General features: G+C 37.0%; 14 protein-coding genes and 1 pseudogene. 12 read left to right on the plus strand and 3 right to left on the minus strand.

All coding sequences use genetic code 11. The annotated features are described in order from the left end of the window. Window positions 1-76: 76 nt before the first annotated feature. Together hrpB and mrcB are read left to right on the plus strand one after the other, a co-directional pair. Window positions 77-2,509, plus strand: a complete 2,433-nt coding sequence (hrpB, locus tag GTH24_RS04005; RefSeq protein WP_164525981.1) for an ATP-dependent helicase HrpB — start codon at window positions 77-79, stop codon at window positions 2,507-2,509. A gap of 116 nt (window positions 2,510-2,625) precedes the next feature. Continuing rightward, window positions 2,626-4,944: pseudogene (gene mrcB / locus GTH24_RS04010) on the plus strand (bifunctional glycosyl transferase/transpeptidase); the annotation flags it as partial. Between the two features lie 73 nt (window positions 4,945-5,017). Here mrcB and hemL read toward each other — a convergent pair. Beyond that, window positions 5,018-6,304: a glutamate-1-semialdehyde 2,1-aminomutase gene (gene hemL / locus GTH24_RS04015; RefSeq protein WP_164525982.1), complete on the minus strand. Its 1,287-nt coding sequence runs from the start codon at window positions 6,302-6,304 to the stop codon at window positions 5,018-5,020. 275 nt (window positions 6,305-6,579) lie between these two features. Between hemL and erpA the strand changes: the two genes are divergently transcribed. The 10 genes from erpA to GTH24_RS04065 all read left to right on the plus strand — a co-directional run bounded on the left by erpA (window position 6,580) and on the right by GTH24_RS04065 (window position 17,334). Further along, on the plus strand, window positions 6,580-6,924 hold the full coding sequence (gene erpA, locus GTH24_RS04020) for an iron-sulfur cluster insertion protein ErpA (RefSeq protein ID WP_064719135.1): 345 nt from the start codon (window positions 6,580-6,582) through the stop codon (window positions 6,922-6,924). Between the two features lie 48 nt (window positions 6,925-6,972). After that, window positions 6,973-7,128, plus strand: coding sequence for a hypothetical protein (locus GTH24_RS04025; RefSeq protein ID WP_164525983.1), 156 nt, complete (start codon window positions 6,973-6,975; stop codon window positions 7,126-7,128). 706 nt (window positions 7,129-7,834) lie between these two features. Then, window positions 7,835-8,353, plus strand: coding sequence for an Hcp family type VI secretion system effector (locus GTH24_RS04030; protein ID WP_036933014.1), 519 nt, complete (start codon window positions 7,835-7,837; stop codon window positions 8,351-8,353). A 98-nt stretch (window positions 8,354-8,451) separates the two neighbouring features. Further along, window positions 8,452-10,614, plus strand: a complete 2,163-nt coding sequence (locus tag GTH24_RS04035; RefSeq protein WP_164525984.1) for a type VI secretion system Vgr family protein — start codon at window positions 8,452-8,454, stop codon at window positions 10,612-10,614. Beyond that, entirely contained in the window at window positions 10,614-11,834 is a 1,221-nt protein-coding gene (locus tag GTH24_RS04040; protein ID WP_072070746.1) for a DUF4123 domain-containing protein, read from the plus strand. The genes GTH24_RS04035 and GTH24_RS04040 overlap by 1 nt, the downstream gene beginning before the upstream one ends. Next, window positions 11,831-15,058 carry a toxin VasX gene (locus GTH24_RS04045; RefSeq protein ID WP_164525985.1) on the plus strand — a complete coding sequence of 1,076 codons (3,228 nt, stop codon included), beginning with the start codon at window positions 11,831-11,833 and terminating at the stop codon, window positions 15,056-15,058. Before GTH24_RS04040 ends, GTH24_RS04045 begins: the two co-directional genes overlap by 4 nt. Continuing rightward, a complete protein-coding gene (locus tag GTH24_RS04050) occupies window positions 15,058-15,984 on the plus strand; it encodes a hypothetical protein (RefSeq protein WP_072070743.1) in 927 nt (308 codons plus the stop codon). The genes GTH24_RS04045 and GTH24_RS04050 overlap by 1 nt, the downstream gene beginning before the upstream one ends. Next, window positions 15,977-16,246 carry a PAAR domain-containing protein gene (locus GTH24_RS04055; protein ID WP_164525986.1) on the plus strand — a complete coding sequence of 90 codons (270 nt, stop codon included), beginning with the start codon at window positions 15,977-15,979 and terminating at the stop codon, window positions 16,244-16,246. Before GTH24_RS04050 ends, GTH24_RS04055 begins: the two co-directional genes overlap by 8 nt. Beyond that, window positions 16,246-17,034: a hypothetical protein gene (locus tag GTH24_RS04060; protein WP_072070741.1), complete on the plus strand. Its 789-nt coding sequence runs from the start codon at window positions 16,246-16,248 to the stop codon at window positions 17,032-17,034. The genes GTH24_RS04055 and GTH24_RS04060 overlap by 1 nt, the downstream gene beginning before the upstream one ends. Window positions 17,035-17,064: 30 nt before the next feature. After that, window positions 17,065-17,334, plus strand: a complete 270-nt coding sequence (locus GTH24_RS04065) for a PAAR domain-containing protein (RefSeq protein WP_072070740.1) — start codon at window positions 17,065-17,067, stop codon at window positions 17,332-17,334. A gap of 12 nt (window positions 17,335-17,346) precedes the next feature. On the opposite strand, the gene btuF is transcribed toward GTH24_RS04065, so the two are convergent. Together btuF and mtnN are read right to left on the minus strand one after the other, a co-directional pair. Then, window positions 17,347-18,174 carry a vitamin B12 ABC transporter substrate-binding protein BtuF gene (btuF, locus tag GTH24_RS04070; RefSeq protein ID WP_072070739.1) on the minus strand — a complete coding sequence of 276 codons (828 nt, stop codon included), beginning with the start codon at window positions 18,172-18,174 and terminating at the stop codon, window positions 17,347-17,349. 103 nt (window positions 18,175-18,277) lie between these two features. Next, on the minus strand, window positions 18,278-18,973 hold the full coding sequence (mtnN, locus tag GTH24_RS04075; RefSeq protein WP_164525987.1) for a 5'-methylthioadenosine/S-adenosylhomocysteine nucleosidase: 696 nt from the start codon (window positions 18,971-18,973) through the stop codon (window positions 18,278-18,280). Between the last annotated feature and the right edge of the window lie 40 nt (window positions 18,974-19,013).

The following is a 19,013-nucleotide window of genomic DNA, read 5'->3' on the forward strand; positions in this document are numbered from 1 at the left end:
GATGAAAATACGATCTTTAATAAAGCGCTAATGCTACAATGGCAAGCCGAGAAAGTTAATGAGTCATGGAGCCTGTGTGCATTTATTGCCAATCTTTGAGGTAACGGAAAATATCGTTACTGCGTTAAAACAATCCCCACAAGTCTTACTTCATGCGCCAACAGGTGCAGGTAAATCAACAGCGCTTCCCCTCTATTTACTTCAGCAAAACCTTTTTGATGGCAAAATAATTTTATTAGAGCCGAGACGAATTGCCGCTAAAAGCATTGCTTATCGTTTAGCTAGTCAGCTTAATGAAGAAGTGGGTCATACGGTAGGTTATCGTATGAAAGCAGAAAGCAAGGTGAGCCAGCACACTTTACTTGAAGTGGTAACAGAAGGTGTATTAAACCGTATGTTACAGCAAGATCCAGAACTGACAGGCATCAGTCTTGTGATATTAGATGAATTTCATGAACGCAGTTTACAGGCTGATTTAGCGCTGGCTCTATTACTCGATGTCCAAATGGGATTACGTGATGATTTGCGTGTTTTGATTATGTCAGCAACATTAGATAATCAAAAACTCACAACATTATTACCTGAGGCGCCCATGATCAGCGCTCAAGGGCGCAGTTATCCCGTAGAACGATGCTATTTTCCTATCAATACGCATCAACCCTTTGAACAAGAAATTGCCACCATGGCTTTGCGATTACTGGCACAAGAAACAGGCTCCATGCTGATATTCTTGCCGGGTAGTGCAGAGATTATGCGTGTAACTGAAATACTAAAAGATAAAGTAGACAATTCAGTATTGCTGTTCCCACTGTATGGCGCTCTTTCATTAGCTGAACAACAAAAGGCGATAGAACCAACAGAGCAAGGTTATCGAAAAGTGGTACTTGCGACCAATATCGCAGAAACCAGCTTAACAATTGAAGGTATCCGCCTTGTATTGGATAGTACAATTGAGAAACGCGCTCAGTTTGATTTAAAAAGCGGTATCACCAGTTTGCTACGCCAGAGAATTAGTCAATCATCACAAACACAAAGAGCTGGGCGTGCGGGTCGCCTTGAGGCTGGAATTTGCTGGCATTTAATGAGTCAAGAACAATCACAACGAATTGCCTCTCATCAAGTACCAGAAATTTTAAGTAGCGATTTATCCTCATTATGGCTTTCCGTATTGCAATGGGGATGTCGCGATATTAACCAGTTAAACTGGCTAGATATACCTTCGTCACAAGCATTGAATGCAGCTAAAGATTTATTGTGTCGTTTAGGCGCTATTGATAAACAAGATGGGCTAACACCACGTGGTTTGCGTATGGCGCAATGGGGAATAGAGCCTCGACTCGCGGCAATATTAGATTATGCTAGTGAACAAAGTGACAATCATCTTGCTACGGCTTCTCGATTATGTGCAATCCTAGAAGAACCACCACGAGGGCAAGAAATTAATTTAGAGTGGATTGCTCAACAAAAAAATACTTTCTGGACACGACGTGAAAAGCAACTTTCTCAACATCGAAAAGGGACTTTTTGTCCGGAATTATTAGGTTCATTATTAGCTGTCGGGTTTCCTGATAGAATTGCTAAAAATCGTGATAATCAAGGCCGTTTTCGTTTAGCCAATGGGCAGGGGGCAATGATGGACGACACTCAAGCAATAAGTGGTGCACCTTGGATTTTAGCGCCGTTGTTACTTCAAAATACACATTATGCTGATGCGCGCATTTTATTAGCGCTGCCTATTGATATTGATGAAATATCAACGACCTTTTCTGAACTTATTGAAGAAAATACCACGGTTGAATGGGATGAAAAACGCGGTACGTTAATTGCTTGGCAACAACGCCAATTAGGGCGACTAACCTTAAGTCAGCGTCAATTAGACAAACCCAATAAACAACAAATGCAACAAGCATTATTGAACTGGTTGAGAGATAACGGCTTAAATGCATTAGCCCTTAGTGAAGAGACTAATCAGTTTTTTATACGGCTTTCTTTAGCGAAAAAATGGTGTCCAGAAGCCTTATTACCTGATTTTGGTGGATCTGTATTACTTGAAACTTTAGATACATGGTTGTTGCCTGAGTTGGGTGAAATTCAAACATTAAAAGCATTGCAACAAATTGATATTAATACAATTATTAAAAACCAATTAACGTGGCATGAAAATCAGTTGCTACAAAGTTTATTTCCAACGCACTATTTAGCACCAACAGGTACAAAAGTGGTTATCCAATATGATCTAGAGTTACCACCGGTGATCGCGATCCGCATTCAAGAAGTTTATGGTGAGAAACAAAGCCCTATTGTAGCAAATGGTCAATTACCTGTTGTAATGGAGTTATTATCACCTGCTCATCGGCCTATTCAAAAAACACAAGACTTAGCAACGTTTTGGGTTGGAAGTTATAAAGAGGTACAAAAAGAGATGAAAGGGCGTTATCCAAAACATTTGTGGCCTGATTCACCCGCTAATACTGCACCTACACGGCGAGTAAAAAAATATAGCCAATAAATAAATGCAAGTTTTAACCTAGTGTTATTTATATTTGAGAGCTTTCTTGTGTGATCACACAGAAAAATAGCGACAATGTTAGGCTTCTTTATCCCGTGATAAAGGGGTTTTAATGAGAGATACAGTTCATGAGTAGAAAGAAAAGACCAGCAAAACAAGCCAAAAGAGGTCGTTTTTGGTTTTGGTTATTTGTCAAAATTGCGGTTGTAGTTGCGGTTTTAATGGGCATTTATGGTGTTTATTTACATTCTCAAATCAAAGAGCGCCTTGATGGCAATGTTTGGGAATTGCCTGCTGCTGTTTACGGACGCACCGTTAACTTAGAGCCGGGCATGAATTATAGCCAAAAAGAGATGGTGAGCTTACTTGAAGGCATGCAATATCGTAATGTCAACAAAATCACACGTCCCGGTGAATTTGTGGTAAGAGGCAACACGATTGAGATGTTGCGCCGACCTTTTGATTTTCCAGATGGCCGTGAAGAGCAAATTTTGGCTAAGTTGTCTTTTGAGCAAAATTCTCTCGTTAGCATCACAAATATGGGAAATCAGCGTCAGTTTGGTTTTTTCCGTCTTGATCCTAAATTAATTACCATGATGCAATCTGCCAATGGTGAACAACGTTTGTTCTTGGCGAGAGATAAATTCCCACAATTATTAGTGGATACATTAATTGCAACAGAAGATCGTCGCTTCTATGAGCATGACGGGATCAGCCTTTATTCTATTGGGCGTGCAGTATTGGCAAACTTTACCGCGGGTAAAGCGGTTCAAGGCGGGAGTACACTCACGCAACAGTTAGTCAAAAACTTATTCCTAACAAATGAAAGAACGTTAAAAAGAAAGCTGAATGAAGCCTATATGGCGATCATTATGGATGCAAGTTATAGCAAAGATCGCATTCTAGAGCTGTATCTTAATGAAGTTTTTTTAGGACAAAGTGGTGATGAGCAAATTCGTGGTTTTCCTTTAGCGAGCCTCTACTATTTTGGCCGTCCTGTTGATGAATTAAGTCTTGATCAGCAAGCGCTTCTAGTTGGAATGGTAAAAGGAGCTTCGGCTTATAACCCATGGCGTAATCCTAAATCTGCACTTGAACGCCGTAATGTGGTGTTAAAGTTACTGCAAACTCAAGAGATCATCGACCAAGAGCTTTACAATGTACTTAGCGCACGTCCTTTAGGTGTGAAGCCACGCAGTGAAGCACTAACACCGCAACCTGCATTTATGCAATTGGTTCGCCAAGAGCTACAAACAACTTTAGGCGATAAAGTAAATGATTTATCAGGTACAAAAATTTTCACTACATTAGATCCTGTATCGCAAGATGCGGCTGAAAAAGCCGTTGAAGTGGGTGTCGCGGATATACGTAAAGTTCGTAAAATTGACGATCTTGAAGGGGCGATGGTTGTTGTGGATCGCTTAAGTGGTGAAGTTCGTGCCTTAGTGGGGGGCTCACAACCACAATATGCAGGTTTTAACCGTGCATTATCAGCCCGTCGTTCAATCGGCTCTTTAGCAAAACCGGCTACCTACTTAACGGCATTAAGTGAACCAGAACGTTTCCGCTTAAATACATGGCTTGCAGATGAACCTATTTCTGTGCCTATTCCTGGGGGAAAACCTTGGCAACCTCGTAACTACGATCGTGGTTATAAAGGCAAGTTAATGCTGGTGGATGCGTTAGCAACATCGCGCAATATACCCACTGTGAATCTTGGTTTAGAAGTGGGGTTAGACCAAGTGATCAAAACATGGATTAACTTGGGAGCACCTGCGGAGAATCTGGAAAAAGTACCAGCAATGCTTCTTGGGGCGTTAAACTTAACACCCATGGAAGTTGCTCAAACATTTCAAACGATTGGTAGTTTAGGTAACAGAGCAAAAATATCGTCATTGCGTTCGGTTATTACTCAAGATGGTACTGTGCTTTATCAAAGTTATCCTCAAGCTGAAACGACTGTTTCGCCTCAAGCCGCTTATATGACGTTATTTGGTATGCAACAAGTGGTTAATTCAGGGACAGCATGGCGTGTATTAAAACCAAAATTTGGTAATTACAACCTTGCCGGTAAAACTGGTACGACTAACGATTTACGTGATAGCTGGTTTGCGGGAATTGATGGTAAAGAAGTCACCATTGCATGGATGGGGCGTGACAATAATGGTCCAACAAACTTAACGGGTTCAACAGGGGCATTGTTGCTGTATCGTAATTATTTAGAGAATCAAGCACCGCTGAAATTAAATCCACCAGTGCCAGAAGATATTGCAGAGATGTCTGTTGATGCCCAAGGCAACTTTGCTTGTTATGGTGGCGGTGTGCGTACATTACCTGTATGGACAGCAAACCCAGATGGATTATGCACACCTATTCAGCAAGATACCGATGAAAGCGGCGCACCAAAGTGGTTACAAGATCTGTTTTCTGAGTAGGTAATCACGCCGATTAGCTAAAATAAAAACGGCACATAAGTGCCGTTTTTTGTTGATTTCCGAACAGGGATAACTAGCCTTTCATCTGCATAAATGCATACTCTGCTGCATCAATCGTACGTTGGATATCTTCTTTGGTATGCGCGATAGACATAAAGCCCGCTTCAAATGCAGAAGGCGCAAGGTAGACGCGTTTTTCTAGCATTAAATGGAAGAATTGCTTAAAGCGTTCAACATCACAGTTCATGACATCTTGGTAGCAAGTGACTTCTTTTGCATCGGTAAAGAACAGACCAAACATACCACCAACATGGTTGATAACCATTGGAATTCCGGCTTGTTGTGCTTTTTCAAGTAAGCCATCAGCCAGCATTGTTGTTAGCTCATTTAATGTTTGATGAACACCCGGTTGTGAGACCTCGTGTAAACACGCTAGACCTGCCGCCATTGCAATTGGGTTACCAGATAGCGTACCTGCTTGATAAACAGGGCCGATTGGCGCGAGTTTAGACATCACTTCCATATGTCCGCCAAATGCACCGACTGGCATACCGCCACCGATGATTTTACCTAAGCATGTTAAGTCAGGATCAACATCGTAATAAGCTTGTGCGCCACCTAATGCAACACGAAAACCAGTCATTACTTCATCAATAATCAGTAGTGCACCAAATTCATCACATAACGCACGTAAACCCGGTAAGAAATCTGCTTTTGGCGGTACGCAGTTCATGTTACCCGCAACAGGTTCAACGATGATACAAGCGACTTCTTCAGGATAATTTTCAAAGGTTTGGCGTACAGAATTTAAATCGTTGTAAGTACAGGTTAAGGTGTGTTTGACAAAATCAGCAGGCACACCCGGTGAATTGGGTTGTCCCATGGTTAATGCACCCGAACCCGCTTTGACTAATAAGCAGTCTGCATGGCCGTGGTAGCAACCTTCAAATTTAATAATTTTGTCACGACCCGTGTAACCACGAGCAAGGCGAATCGCGCTCATTGTCGCTTCTGTGCCTGAGTTCACCATACGAACCATATCCATTGACGGCACGAGTTCTGTGACGAGATTTGCCATTTCAACTTCGGCTGCTGTTGGTGCGCCAAAGCTGAGGCCTTTTTGTACCGCGTCAGTGACGGCATGACGAATAGAAGGGTGGTTGTGGCCTAAAACCATTGGGCCCCAAGAGCCGACATAGTCAAGGTAAGCACGTCCATCGACATCATAAATATACGCACCATTAGCACGTTCAATAAAAAGCGGGGTTCCACCGACACCGTTAAATGCTCTAACAGGTGAGTTGACACCGCCGGGGATCACTTGTTGTGCGAGATTATAAAGCGTTTCAGACTTGCTCATGTCAAACTCCTAATGATGGGTGAGCGTAAGATTAAGGCGTATTCTAAAGCACTGCGCAGATGAAGCCAAATACACGGCAACAAGATTTTGATTTATCACTGTTATTGTGGATACGTGGTTTATCGTAAAAAGTGATAGGTAGCAAAAAGTGTATTTTGTCCACAACAAACTTGAAGGTTATGAGCAGGTATTAGATAATCATCACATTATATCAGCAAGAAAGATAAATTTTTGCTGGCTGTTTTTTTGCTGGAATACCCAGTCTGGAGTGAACAATGAGTGATGATATGGCTCTGCCGTTACAATTTACTGACGCGGCTGCAAATAAAGTAAAAGATCTGATTGCAGATGAAGAAAATCCAAATCTGCGTTTACGTGTTTATATCACGGGTGGCGGTTGTAGCGGATTCCAGTATGGTTTTACCTTTGATGATGCCATGAATGACGGCGATATGACCATAGAAAAACAAGGTGTTGCTTTAGTGGTTGATCCGATGAGCTTGCAGTATTTAGTGGGCGGTTGTGTGGATTATACCGAGGGGTTAGAGGGTTCGCGTTTTATTGTGACGAATCCTAATGCTAAGAGTACGTGTGGTTGCGGCTCTTCCTTTAGTATTTGATCCTTCTTTGGCGTCGTGGCTGTGCAGTAGTGCTGTGGCGTTATAGCAATGCTCGTAATGCTTTACGCTGTTTATATTCTTTGGCGTCGTGGCTGTGCAGTAGTGCTGTGGCGTTATAGCAACACTCGTAATGCTTTACGCTGTTTTTATTCTTTGGCGTCGTGGCTGTGCAGTAGTGCCACGGCGTTAGAGCAGTGCTCGTAATGCTCACATACTAATGTATGCTCCGCTTACTGTGCGCTGTCTGCCTTGTTGCACTGCTTGCTCGCTCACGACTTTTGTTTGTGAGAGTTTATTGGTTACTCTTTTCTTTTTTTCTTCTTTTTTTCTTCTCTTTTTTTCTCTTCTCTTCTCTTTTCTTCTTTATTCTTCGTTATTTATTCTTTCTGAGCTTATTTCATAAAATCACTCTGTGAGTGATATTTCTGTCTCTATTTAAATGGATCGGCTGTGATATGCGAAATTTTAGGTGCGTATTTTTTGTACTGTGAGAATAAAAATCGTAGTTTACTTATTATTTTGAAAATAGGGTTGTTTTCTCCTTATAAATCAATGATGTTACAATTTGAAACAAAATACACATTTTGTTACATATTAAAAATTCATGTACATTAGAACTGACTGGTTTTAGCGAGATTTCGGACATTTACGAAAGTTGATCATGTAAATAAATACACTTATTTTAAGAAACGAAAGCAGTAAATACCGTATGAACAATTATTTTACGCTAAGTCACTTATCCTACGAGGATACAACGTCCTTCTTTTCCGTCACTCCCTTTACTTCCCCTTAAAATTACTTAAGCTACTCTAATCAAATCGCAGTGTGCACTGGCTGATTTTTTGAAAAGGACATCAACAATAATCGTTTTGTTGAGAAACAATAACTGATAGTTAATTAAGGACTTGCCATGCCAACTCCCTGCTATATCTCCATTGAAGGAAAAACCCAAGGCAATATTACTGCGGGCGCATTTACGGCTGAATCAGTAGGAAATATTTATGTTCAAGGTCATGAAGATGAAATGCTGGTGCAAGCATTCTCTCATGTAGTGACTGTGCCAACTGATCCGCAATCAGGTCAGCCTTCAGGTCAACGTGCGCATAAACCTTTTCGTTTTACGGTGGCGTTAAACAAAGCGGTTCCTCTGCTGTATAACGCATTAGCTTCGGGCGAAATGTTGCCAAAAATCACCTTAAAATGGTATCGCACCTCGGTTGAAGGGAAGCAAGAGCATTTCTTCACCACCACGTTAACCGATGCGACTATCGTGAATATCGATTGCCAAATGCCACACTGCCAAGATCCGACTAAATCTGACTTTACTCAACTGATCGAAGTGTCTCTTTCTTATCGCAAAATTGATTGGGAACACACGGTTGCAGGGACATCAGGCTCTGACGACTGGCGTGCACCACTCGAAGGTTAATTCTTCACACTTTATTTATGGGCTCTGTCATGGGCCCATTGTTCTCTGCATTTTTTGTCTTTTTATTGCGTGTTTGTCACATTTAAATCGGAGCTTTTATGTCAACGAATGACGCTAACAACCCTCCTAAACCCCGTTTGGTATTAGATGATCCCACATCATCACAACCTTTTGAAATAGGGATGACATTTTCTGAACAACACGCTCGCATTAAAAAATACAGCGAATTACTCGACACCCTAGGAAAGGGATTACTTCATACCGGATTAGTGTTTACTTGCCAAATTGGCGATTTACCTAAAAGCACTTTTCAAGTCACTCAGTTTGATTTAAACGAAGGATTATCAGAACTTTTCACGCTTTCGATACACGCGGTGAGCGAGCAACGTGATATTGATTTTGCCAACCAATTAGGCGTGGCTTCATCGTTAACCGTCAGTCGTGACGGTAAAACAATCCGCACGGTTCAAGGCTTACTGGCGAGTGCCGAACAAGGCAACACAGACGGCGTTAAAACGTGGTATCAATTTGTTATTCGCCCAGAAATGTGGGTGATGACGCTGAACCAAGATAGCCGTATTTTCCAGAATAAAACGGTGCCACAAATTCTTCAGCAATTGCTAGATGAAGCACATATCAAATATGACAAGCAATTCTATCAACCTGAACTGCATCAAACTCGTCGCTATATCACTCAAAAGCGCGAGTCTGCTTATGCATTCTGGTGTCGTTTAGCGTTTGAAGAGGGGATCAATTTTTGGTTTGAAGAAGGGCCAAAACTGTTTTATAGCGACAATCATTTAGGGATGACGGCGGGGATCACGCTGACGTATAACCCACAAGCTGAAACGGATATTACGGATACCACAGCGACCACATGGCGCTATACCGAACGTTTATGCAGTGATGTGCGCATCGATAAAGATTATAACCCTATGCGTCCTTCTTACCCGTTATCACAAGAAACAACGGGTGACGTTCATCAACAACATCCTGTTTTTGAGAGCTATGGACGTTTTCAAGAAGATGCCCATGCTCAACCTTTGAATCAACTGCGCTATGAACAATCGCAAAATTATCGTCAAACAGGCTCAGCAAGCACTAACTGTTTTGCGTTAATGCCGGGCAAAGTATTTACCTTAACCCATCACCCAAGTGCGCGTATGAATTCGCGTTGGCAGGTGATCAGCGTTTCGCATCACGGTGTACAGCCCTCTGCGGATAACGGGGCCGGTGAAGGCACCCAGTTAAGCAATCACGTGACATTTATTCCTGGCACACAAGAATGGCGTCCACCTTTTCATTATAAACCGCTGGCAGATGGTGACGAGTTAGCGACCGTAGTAGGACCTGAAGGCGAAGAGATTTATACCGATGAACAAGGTGCGGTAAAAGTTTATTTTCATTGGGATAGACGCGGAAAGCCTGATCATAGTGGTTCATGTTGGTTGCGAGTGGCACAGGGTTGGAATGGTGATGGCTTCGGATTTATGGCGATCCCTCGCATTGGGCAAGAGGTGATTGTGTCTTATTTAAATGGCGATATTGATAGACCAATTATCACCGGTTGCACCTATAACGGTCGTAATGCTCCTCCGCTTGATTTACCCAAAGAAAAAACCCGAACCACATTTCGCACTAAGACGCATAAAGGCACAGGATTTAATGAACTGCGATTTGAGGACGCCGGAGGACGTGAAGAAGTGTATTTACATGCGCAGAGGGATCAAAATACGCATATTAACCATAATAAATTTCAATATATTGGTAAAAATGAATCTCATGAAGTTGCAAATGATCGCAAACATGAGGTTTGTCATGATGAATTTATTCGTATAGTTAATGAGCAAACCCTTAACGTGGGTGTCAATCAATTCGAGCAAATTGGTAAAGATCGCATTACTCGGATTGATAATCATTGGAAAGAAGTGATCCATGCCAGTCATTTTCAAGAAGTAGGTGAAAATAAACAATGTGATATACAAAATGATTATAAATTGACAGTTGCTGGTGGTATTCATTCTCATACCAAAGTACATACTCTACAAGCCAGTGAAACGATGATAATTAAAGGGAAATCAGGAAGCATTCAACTGGATGCTCAAGGTGTCACTATTACTGGAAATATTACACTAAGAGGGAATGTTTCTATTGTAGGCGGAGCTCCGGAAGTTGTACCTTCATTGGAAGCTGCTGTAAATGAAGGGCTTCCGTTATCGGAAGATTGTCGAGCAAAAGCGTTAAAGCAGGATACGCCATAATGACTTCGACAATAAATGAAATCTATCAAAATTATTGGGTAGCGCAATGCCACTATACTAGAGAGGGTGAAAAGTTCTGTGGTTATATGACATTATTAGGGGAAAATGAAGATCAAGCTATTAATGAAATGCGCCATTATTTTAGCCAATATAAAAATCAGTACAGTGCCGCAATATATGATGATATTGTTCCTGCAATAACGTTTATTAAAAGAAGCAATAAACTTGAATTGCCTTTAATTCGTCAATTACGTAAACAAAATAGTGAACACATAAATGCTATTCTTATTGATGAAAAAAACCTAACAAATCCACTTCCTTCGGAAAAAGGCGATATTTATTATCAGTCAGGTTCTCCTGAGTTTATTAATGGTTGTACATTATATTTAGTGATTGATAGCGGAGAATATCTGCGTCAAACAGGGCGATCACTCATTCCTATGTTATATGGCTCTTGTTTGCCTTGGCAACCTCTTTATCAAGGAGAGACTCAAACCAGTTTAGAAGATAATGCACCCTATCTAGTACAAATTTTATCTAATAAAGCAGGGCAACAATTATTAGATGACTATATGTGTATGCCAAATAAAGGAACATTAGGATTATTTTTAAATAGTACTAAACCATTTTTTGAATTACATCGTCAATTAAGAAAATTAACTTATTTATATAACCAAAAGTTAAATACGTGGAATTTTTTCCGATTTTATGATGTTACACATTTTATTCCTTTTATTGAATCATTAAAGGAAGGACAACTTCTTAATGTTGTTAGTGGTATCAATGCGTTCTATGGTTATAATAAAGAGTATATTGATGGTGTTAAAATTACATTTGATCCTCACTATTTGAATGATGATGGGGTAAGAGAATCATTATTTATTAATGAGAGGTTGTATAGATATTATTCAAATCTAACATTAATACAGAATATAACAAAAGCAAAACAGTTAATTATTCAATTTTCGCCAGATGCTAATGAAAATAATGTGATTGAATTAGATAACTATTGTCTAAAATTAGCTAATCAAAGTTTTTTAGAAGATATCACACAGACACAAGCTATTTTATACACTTTATTGGCTCGTTATATCAGTCGCAATGATCTTCAAAAATGGAAAGAGGCGACTGAATATGCAATGCCTTATAAACATAATCAAGTTCTTTTTAGCTATCATCGTTATACATATTGTTCAAATAATCAAGGAGTGAACTCATGACGGAAAAAAATAAAATTACAACAGAAACTGAAAAAACGACTAATACAGCTGATGTTGTTCAAAAAATAAATGAAATGAGTCCTCGTAATTTACAAGCAGATGCAGTTGTATGCCCATGTGAAGATGCTCATAGAGCAGTGTATCCAGTAAGGTATGCTTATTCGAATTTATATGGTAATGAAAACGCAAAAGCTACATTACCACCACCTATAGATACATTACTTAATGCAAGCAGTGTTGATGAGAATCGAGGGTTTTCAGCTCGTTTATTACGACAAGGCTGGATCTATATTTTTGAAGAGGGATCGTTCCCAACAAGAAATAATAAGATTGGTAATTTAATCATTTTTGAACATCAAATAAACTATTCCTATAATGAAAAATTATATAATGAGGGTGATGATAGTTCTGAAGGTTTATCTGCGAAAAAAAATGGAGTAGCGGAAGAAAAATTTATTAAGAATACTGTTTTTATAGATGAAAAATCAGGTGAGTTAACTATTAGTGAAGACAAAAAACAATACCCTTATTTGACAATAAAAAAAGATGTTATTAATGCATCTTTTTTATTTAGTGATATAGAGTTATCTCCTTATATTTTAAAAAAGATGATCAAAAATAAAAAATACAGAAAATCTTTTATGCAATTCGTTAATTTAATAGCATTAGAAAAAAATGATCATTGTATTAAACCAACGGAAGATAATATTTCTGCACTTATCGAGGACTATAAAAATGAGGATAAAAAATTTGAAGCATTTATTGATGAAGCTAAGAAAATAAAACGGGATCTACCCGGTGAGTATTTTTCAGAAGTAACAGGAAATATAAGTGTTACGCAAAATTCTAAGAAGCTTGTTAATCAACTTCAGAAAACATTGGATGAAAATGAAAATGCTACTTTAGTAATTCTTTATGATCCTGTTGGTTATCAAAAAGATATATTATCATTTTATCTTTTTATTACTGGTATTTATACTTTATTTCAAGGACATTGGAGTTATCCTAATACAGTAGGGACATTTATTAAAAAACTTGATGAACAAACAAAAAATAAAAGCATGTCTCCTGATGCAGGGAAAGAGCTAAAAGAGATCCTTGAGAAAAGTATAAAATTTGATGATTTAAATAAATATACGGCACAAATTGAAAATTGTTACTTGGATTTTCAAAAAATTCAATTAAACATTGTTAATCTCTATCAAGAATTTCTAACGAGTCCTATGATAGCACCTAAAATAGGTGGAATTCAAAACTATGTAGATCATGTTTTTTTAATAAAAGAACAACTAGAAGAAAGTAATGTTTGGCATAGTGATTTTTTAAGAGATCTTGTTAGCTATTGTGAACTTCATTCTACATTATTACATCCATTACATAGTTCAAAAGCAGGAAAAGAATTACTTGATTCATTATATTCTTTCAAGGAAGAAGAAGATTTTTTAGCAGGCTTTGCAAAAGTGATATTTTATATCTTATCTCAAGATAAGGTTAGAGATAAAAGTAATGAGAAGTTAAGTGAAAAAATACTTCCAGTAGTAAAATCTGCAATTTTTATTTTTTGGGATTCATTAGGTTATGCTTTTACACATACTCATAATAAATTAAAGAATATTTCTACTCATTCAAGAGGGAGCAGTTTAAAAGGAGTAGATATAATAGCCAATAAGATCCTTCCTGCAATTTTATCCTACTTTGGTATTTATGTAAGTTACACTAATTTTAGTGAAATGACTGGGGAGCAATTTAATAAATTAATAAACAAGTTAAAACAACAACCTTCATTTTCAATAAACAATCAAAAAATAATGGATAAAATGTTTAATTGGAAAGAAAGAATTAAAGGTGCCGGTAATAATGTAGTAATAAATTTGCCAAATTTTAAATGGATATCAGAAAAATTAAATACAAACAAGAATTCAAAGTCAAATAAAAATTCAAATTTTAATTTTTATGATGTAAGTGCAACAGCTCTTATTGCAAAAGATGTTTTTTGGCTTGTTAGTGGAATTATTGGGCTTGCTACAACTAAATATCCAACTGAATTTGAAAAAAATAATCCATTAGCTTTACAAGCACGAAGTATATATTCATTGCAAATGGGATATCATTTATTTGCAAGTATACAAGCTATTTTTGATATTCAAAGTACTATACAAAAATATGCAAGCCTTGTTATTAATCCTAGATATAGTATGTTTTTAAAAAGAATGACATTACCTGAAGTTAATGCTCGATTTAGTAAGGTGGCCTTAAAAGGAATTTCATGGGCTGTAATAATTCTTGGTTTTGCACTTCCATTATTTGAATCTAATTCAGCTTTTACAATAGGTAATGATGGGTTTGCTTGGGCTAAAGTTACAGAAGCTTTTAGCTCACTGGCATTATCTTTAGGTATAATGGCTTTAGGTGCTGAAGCTGGAGTTCTGGCTATTTTAAATCCTATTGGGTGGCCTTTAATTATTATTGGGATATTAGGACTCATTGGAAGTTATATTTATAGTAAAAAATATGAATGGGGAGCATTGGAGAAATTATTACAAAATTGTTTTTGGGGTAAAGGTAATCAATATATTGCTTATGGTAAAAAAGATAAAAATAGTGAAAGAGATAGTAAAATTGGAAATCAACTTAAAAAATATATAAATAAATTTGATAAAAACCATCATTATTTTCAAATAGAATTACAAGAATTTTATAATATTTTTTTCTCTCCTAAAATAGAAATAAAAAATGTTGTTTCTAATAATAATGATTATAAACGTAGTTTATCTTACAGATTTATATTGCCGAATTTTAAATTTGGTATTTCTGAGATAGAATATAAATTAATTGAAAATATTTATGTTTCTAATGCGGATGACTATGATTCAGCAAAGTATCACTTGTCGGAGTATTATAAAGATCTTTCTTTCTTTATGGATTTTGATTCAACAAGATACTACTTATCAAATAATAAAAAATATAATGAGCTTTTTAAAAGATCACTAGAAAAAGCAGTGGCTAGTTCTATAGAAAAAAATTGCTTTGATAAAGATGGGAATTTTATTATTGCTTTTGATGTTAAATATAAACAAGATATTTATAATCCAACAGAGTCTATTCCATCAATTTATTGGTATTATAAGGTTGATGAAGGGAAAAATATTATCTCACCAAGGAGATATAAAGATTTTGAACTTAACAAGGAATTAATTGGTTTTGTTAATGATAAGGTAAATTAATGGCAAGTTTATTTAGTGGTACAAATAATCCTCATAAGATAGAAATGAATCTTTTTAAGGAAGATAATGATAATTATAACTCAAGTGTTAAGTTAAAAGACTTTGATTTTTTAAATGAATTGAATGAAGATGAATGTGAAATTGATTCTCCTAATAGAAATATTATCAAGAATATGGCTATTCCCATTTTTATTGTACTTTTTTTTAGTTTTATTTACTTATTACATGATAAATGTGAACGAATTTATTATGGAACAATAAGATTTGAAGAAAGTGTGAAAATATATGAGAAAGATTATGATAAAGAATATTCTGTAGTTAGCAATAGTTGGAAAGAAATATATGATGCATACAAGCCATATTTTAACCAAAAAGTCACTTATTGGGATTACCTAAAAGCGTATTATTCTGGTGATTTTTATCAAGGAACAAAAAATGCAATTTATCAAGAGATTGCATTATTTTCTATGCCATTAATTGGAATGATATTAATGGGGCTAATTATTTTTTATATGCCTTGGGTAGTATTAAAAGTGGATAGAAAACGACAAATTCTTTATGTTTGGAATTCCCGACAGTTATTAGTAACACGTTATCGTGATGCTGAATTTGGTTATGCAGGCACATTAATGTTCTTAAAATTTTATTGCCTTGATAAAAAAACAGGAAAATTAATAGAAGGCTATTTTAAACCCAATATTTCATACTCAACTGGTCTTTTGGTTAGTCGAACGGCTGAAAATAAGCATTTTGTGACTTTTATTAATACGTTTATGAAAGAAGGTCGAGATGCAATAAGCCAGACTAATTATCGTCGAAGAAAACCGTTATTTTGGTTTAATAAAAACCCACTCCCCGCTGATTTTGAGCAACAAGTCAGCTGTACTTTAGCCGAAATAGATAAAAAGAAAATAAGTAATGCGTAGCACAATTCAAGGACGAAAAATCATTTTAAAAAATGATACGACCAATACAAAAAGAACCGTATTAAGCGGTTCTTTATTAGCAAAACAACTCCATGAAACAGCTTGCCTTGGTGATGAAGTTTATTGTCCCGCTTGTCAGCAAAAAGGCAAAATTATTGAAGGGGATACCATGATGAAAATAAACAATATCCCTGTCGCGTTAGAAGGACATAAAGTGCAATGCGATTGCTTAAAGGGTTGTGTATTAGTGGCAATAGAATAATGAATAAATACGTTATCGATAAGCTATTTCTTTTATCTATCGCGGTGATGGGGTTACTTTTAACTGGCTGTAATATATTAACACCCCGAATAGACAGGACATTCTCCCCTCCTGAAAATGGTAGAACAGTAAAAATTACAGTTGATGTACCCAATATCGCTGAACTTTCTCCAATGAAGGTTATGTATCGTTCAAACCTTTGCAGAAAAACGTATAATAATAATGAAGTGCCTACATATACAGTTTCTGGTTTTAATAGTGAAATGGTTTTGTTAGAAAAAGAAGGTCATAGTTCATTATATAGTGCAGAAATCCCTTATAGAGGAGGTGGAAAATGTGATTGGCAATTAAGTAATATCACATTAAGGATGACATTGAAGATTAATGATCACTTTTCAAAAGATATTACTGGTGTAGTAGGAACTGGAGTTATTATTATTTTCGATAATAATCAGCCTCAACGAGTAGGAAAAAAACCAATTAATAAAAAAGATGATTTTTATATTATCTTTGATTATTTTCCTTGGATTGATATACCTTTTAAAAATGATAAAAATATTAGTCTATGGTTATATGGCGAAGAACTTTATCTTTATTATAAATCTCGTGATGCTCAGCAAATTACTTGGAAACCAATCATTCACCCCAATATTGTGGTTTATTCTGAATATCCAGCAGAGCGTAAAACTGAAGGTGTAAGTACAATATATTCTTACCCAGATGGTACAAAGAGTTCAAATAGAGATGGAAAACCAGACTATAAAAAATTACTTTCCTTAATTAAGTAATAATTTTCATTTTAAAATATATGGTAAAAAATGCGTAGCACAATTCAAGGACGAAAGATCATTTTAAAAAATGATACGACCAATACAAAAGGAACCGTATTAAGCGGTTCTTTATTAGCAAAACAAACTCATGAAATTGCCTGTTTAGGCGATGAAGTCTATTGCCCTGATTGTCAGCAAAAAGGCAAAATTATTGAGGGGGATACTATGATGAAAATAAACAATATCCCCGTCGCGTTAGAAGGACATAAAGTGCAATGCGGTTGTTTAAATGGCTGTGTATTAGTGGCTATTGAGTAATTAATAATTTTACTAATTGTTCGTTGCTATCGCCTCACAAATTTGCTGTGCTGCATTAATAATACGTGGTGAAGGGCGGCTAAAACTGTCTTCATCAATAGCAATAACGGGAACAGTAAGTTGGGGTTGCCAAAATGTTTTTATTGTCGGTATTTGATCTGCTTTACCACTGAATATAATCAAATCAGGTCGCTTTGTAAGTACTTGCTCACGACTTACTTGGGGCCATACTACTGGGCTGTTAGCAAAGATATTCTCCCCACCACAAAGCGCTGTAATATGGCTCTGTAATGTACTATTTGATGTAGTAAATAACGGTTGCATCCCAAATTGAATAAACACTTTTTTCTTGGGTTGATTTGATATATTTGATGCATATTGTTGCTGCAATACTTGATATTGCTGACGCAATTGTTGGGCATTTTTTATTGCAATATCAGGATGATGGCTATAATTGGAAAGGGTAACAAGATCGTCTGCAATTTCTTCAATACTTTGTGGATCAGAATAAATAATAGGAATACCCAAAGCTTTTAACTGATCTAATGGACGCTGTGGATTACCGCCTTGCCATGCAATCACTAAATCGGGTTTTAATAATAGAATGCGCTCGATATTAATACCCTGCCAATTAGCGACTTGTTCAATATTTTTAGCAGCCTTTGGATAATCAGAGTAAGCACTAACTCCGACAATATTATCTCCCATTCCTGCGGCATAAGCCATTTCGGTGGCTGACGGCGATAGCGTAATAACACGATCAGCAGGCGTAGTAGCAATAGCAAAATTTAGCCAAAATAATGAACAGAGCAATAATCCAAGATTGATAAATAAACGCATTACTTTTCCAATAGTAAAAATACCCCCCTGTTTTTTATCTTAGAATAAGTAAAAAATAAAGGTGGGGTATTGATAAAGCGATATTAGGATTATCTCGACTTAATTAGTCTTTTAATTTATCCAACATCGCTGTCACCATTAAGCTCGATTGTTCTGCGGCAACAGATAAAAACTCATCAAAACTTAAATACGATTCTTTATCGGCTACATCAGAAATAGCACGAACCACAACAAATGGCGTGTCGAATTGATGGCAAACATGGCCAATCGCGGTTGATTCCATTTCTACGGCAGCAACATCTGGGAATGTACGGCGAATGCGTGCTAAAGGCTCTGCACCATTAATAAAGGCATCACCGCTACAAATTAAACCACGAACAGCATTTAATTTTAGCGATTCAATACACTCCTCTGCGATGCTAACAAGTTTAGGATCTGCAATAAAAGCAGGAGGACATTGTGCCATTTGGCCAGGTTCATAACCAAACGCAGTCACATCAGCATCGTGATAACGAACTTCTGTTGAAATAACGATATCACCGACATTTAATCTTGAATCTAAGCCGCCCGCAGAGCCAGTATTGATAACGACATCAGGACGAAAATGCTCAAGTAATAGTGTTGTGCCAATTGCTGCTGCAACTTTACCAATACCTGACTTTAATAATGCAACATCAACACCGTTGATTGTACCTGTATAAATTTCACAACCGCCAAGCGATAAGATTTGGCAGTCTTCAATTTTCTCACGCAGAAGTGTGACTTCTTGCTCCATTGCACCTATTACGCCAACTCTCATTGTGTCATACTCACTTGTAGGTTAATAATAAATAGAAATT

Origin of the sequence: Proteus vulgaris (assembly GCF_011045815.1) — a bacterium.
Taxonomy (GTDB): Bacteria; Pseudomonadota; Gammaproteobacteria; order Enterobacterales; family Enterobacteriaceae; genus Proteus; species Proteus vulgaris_B.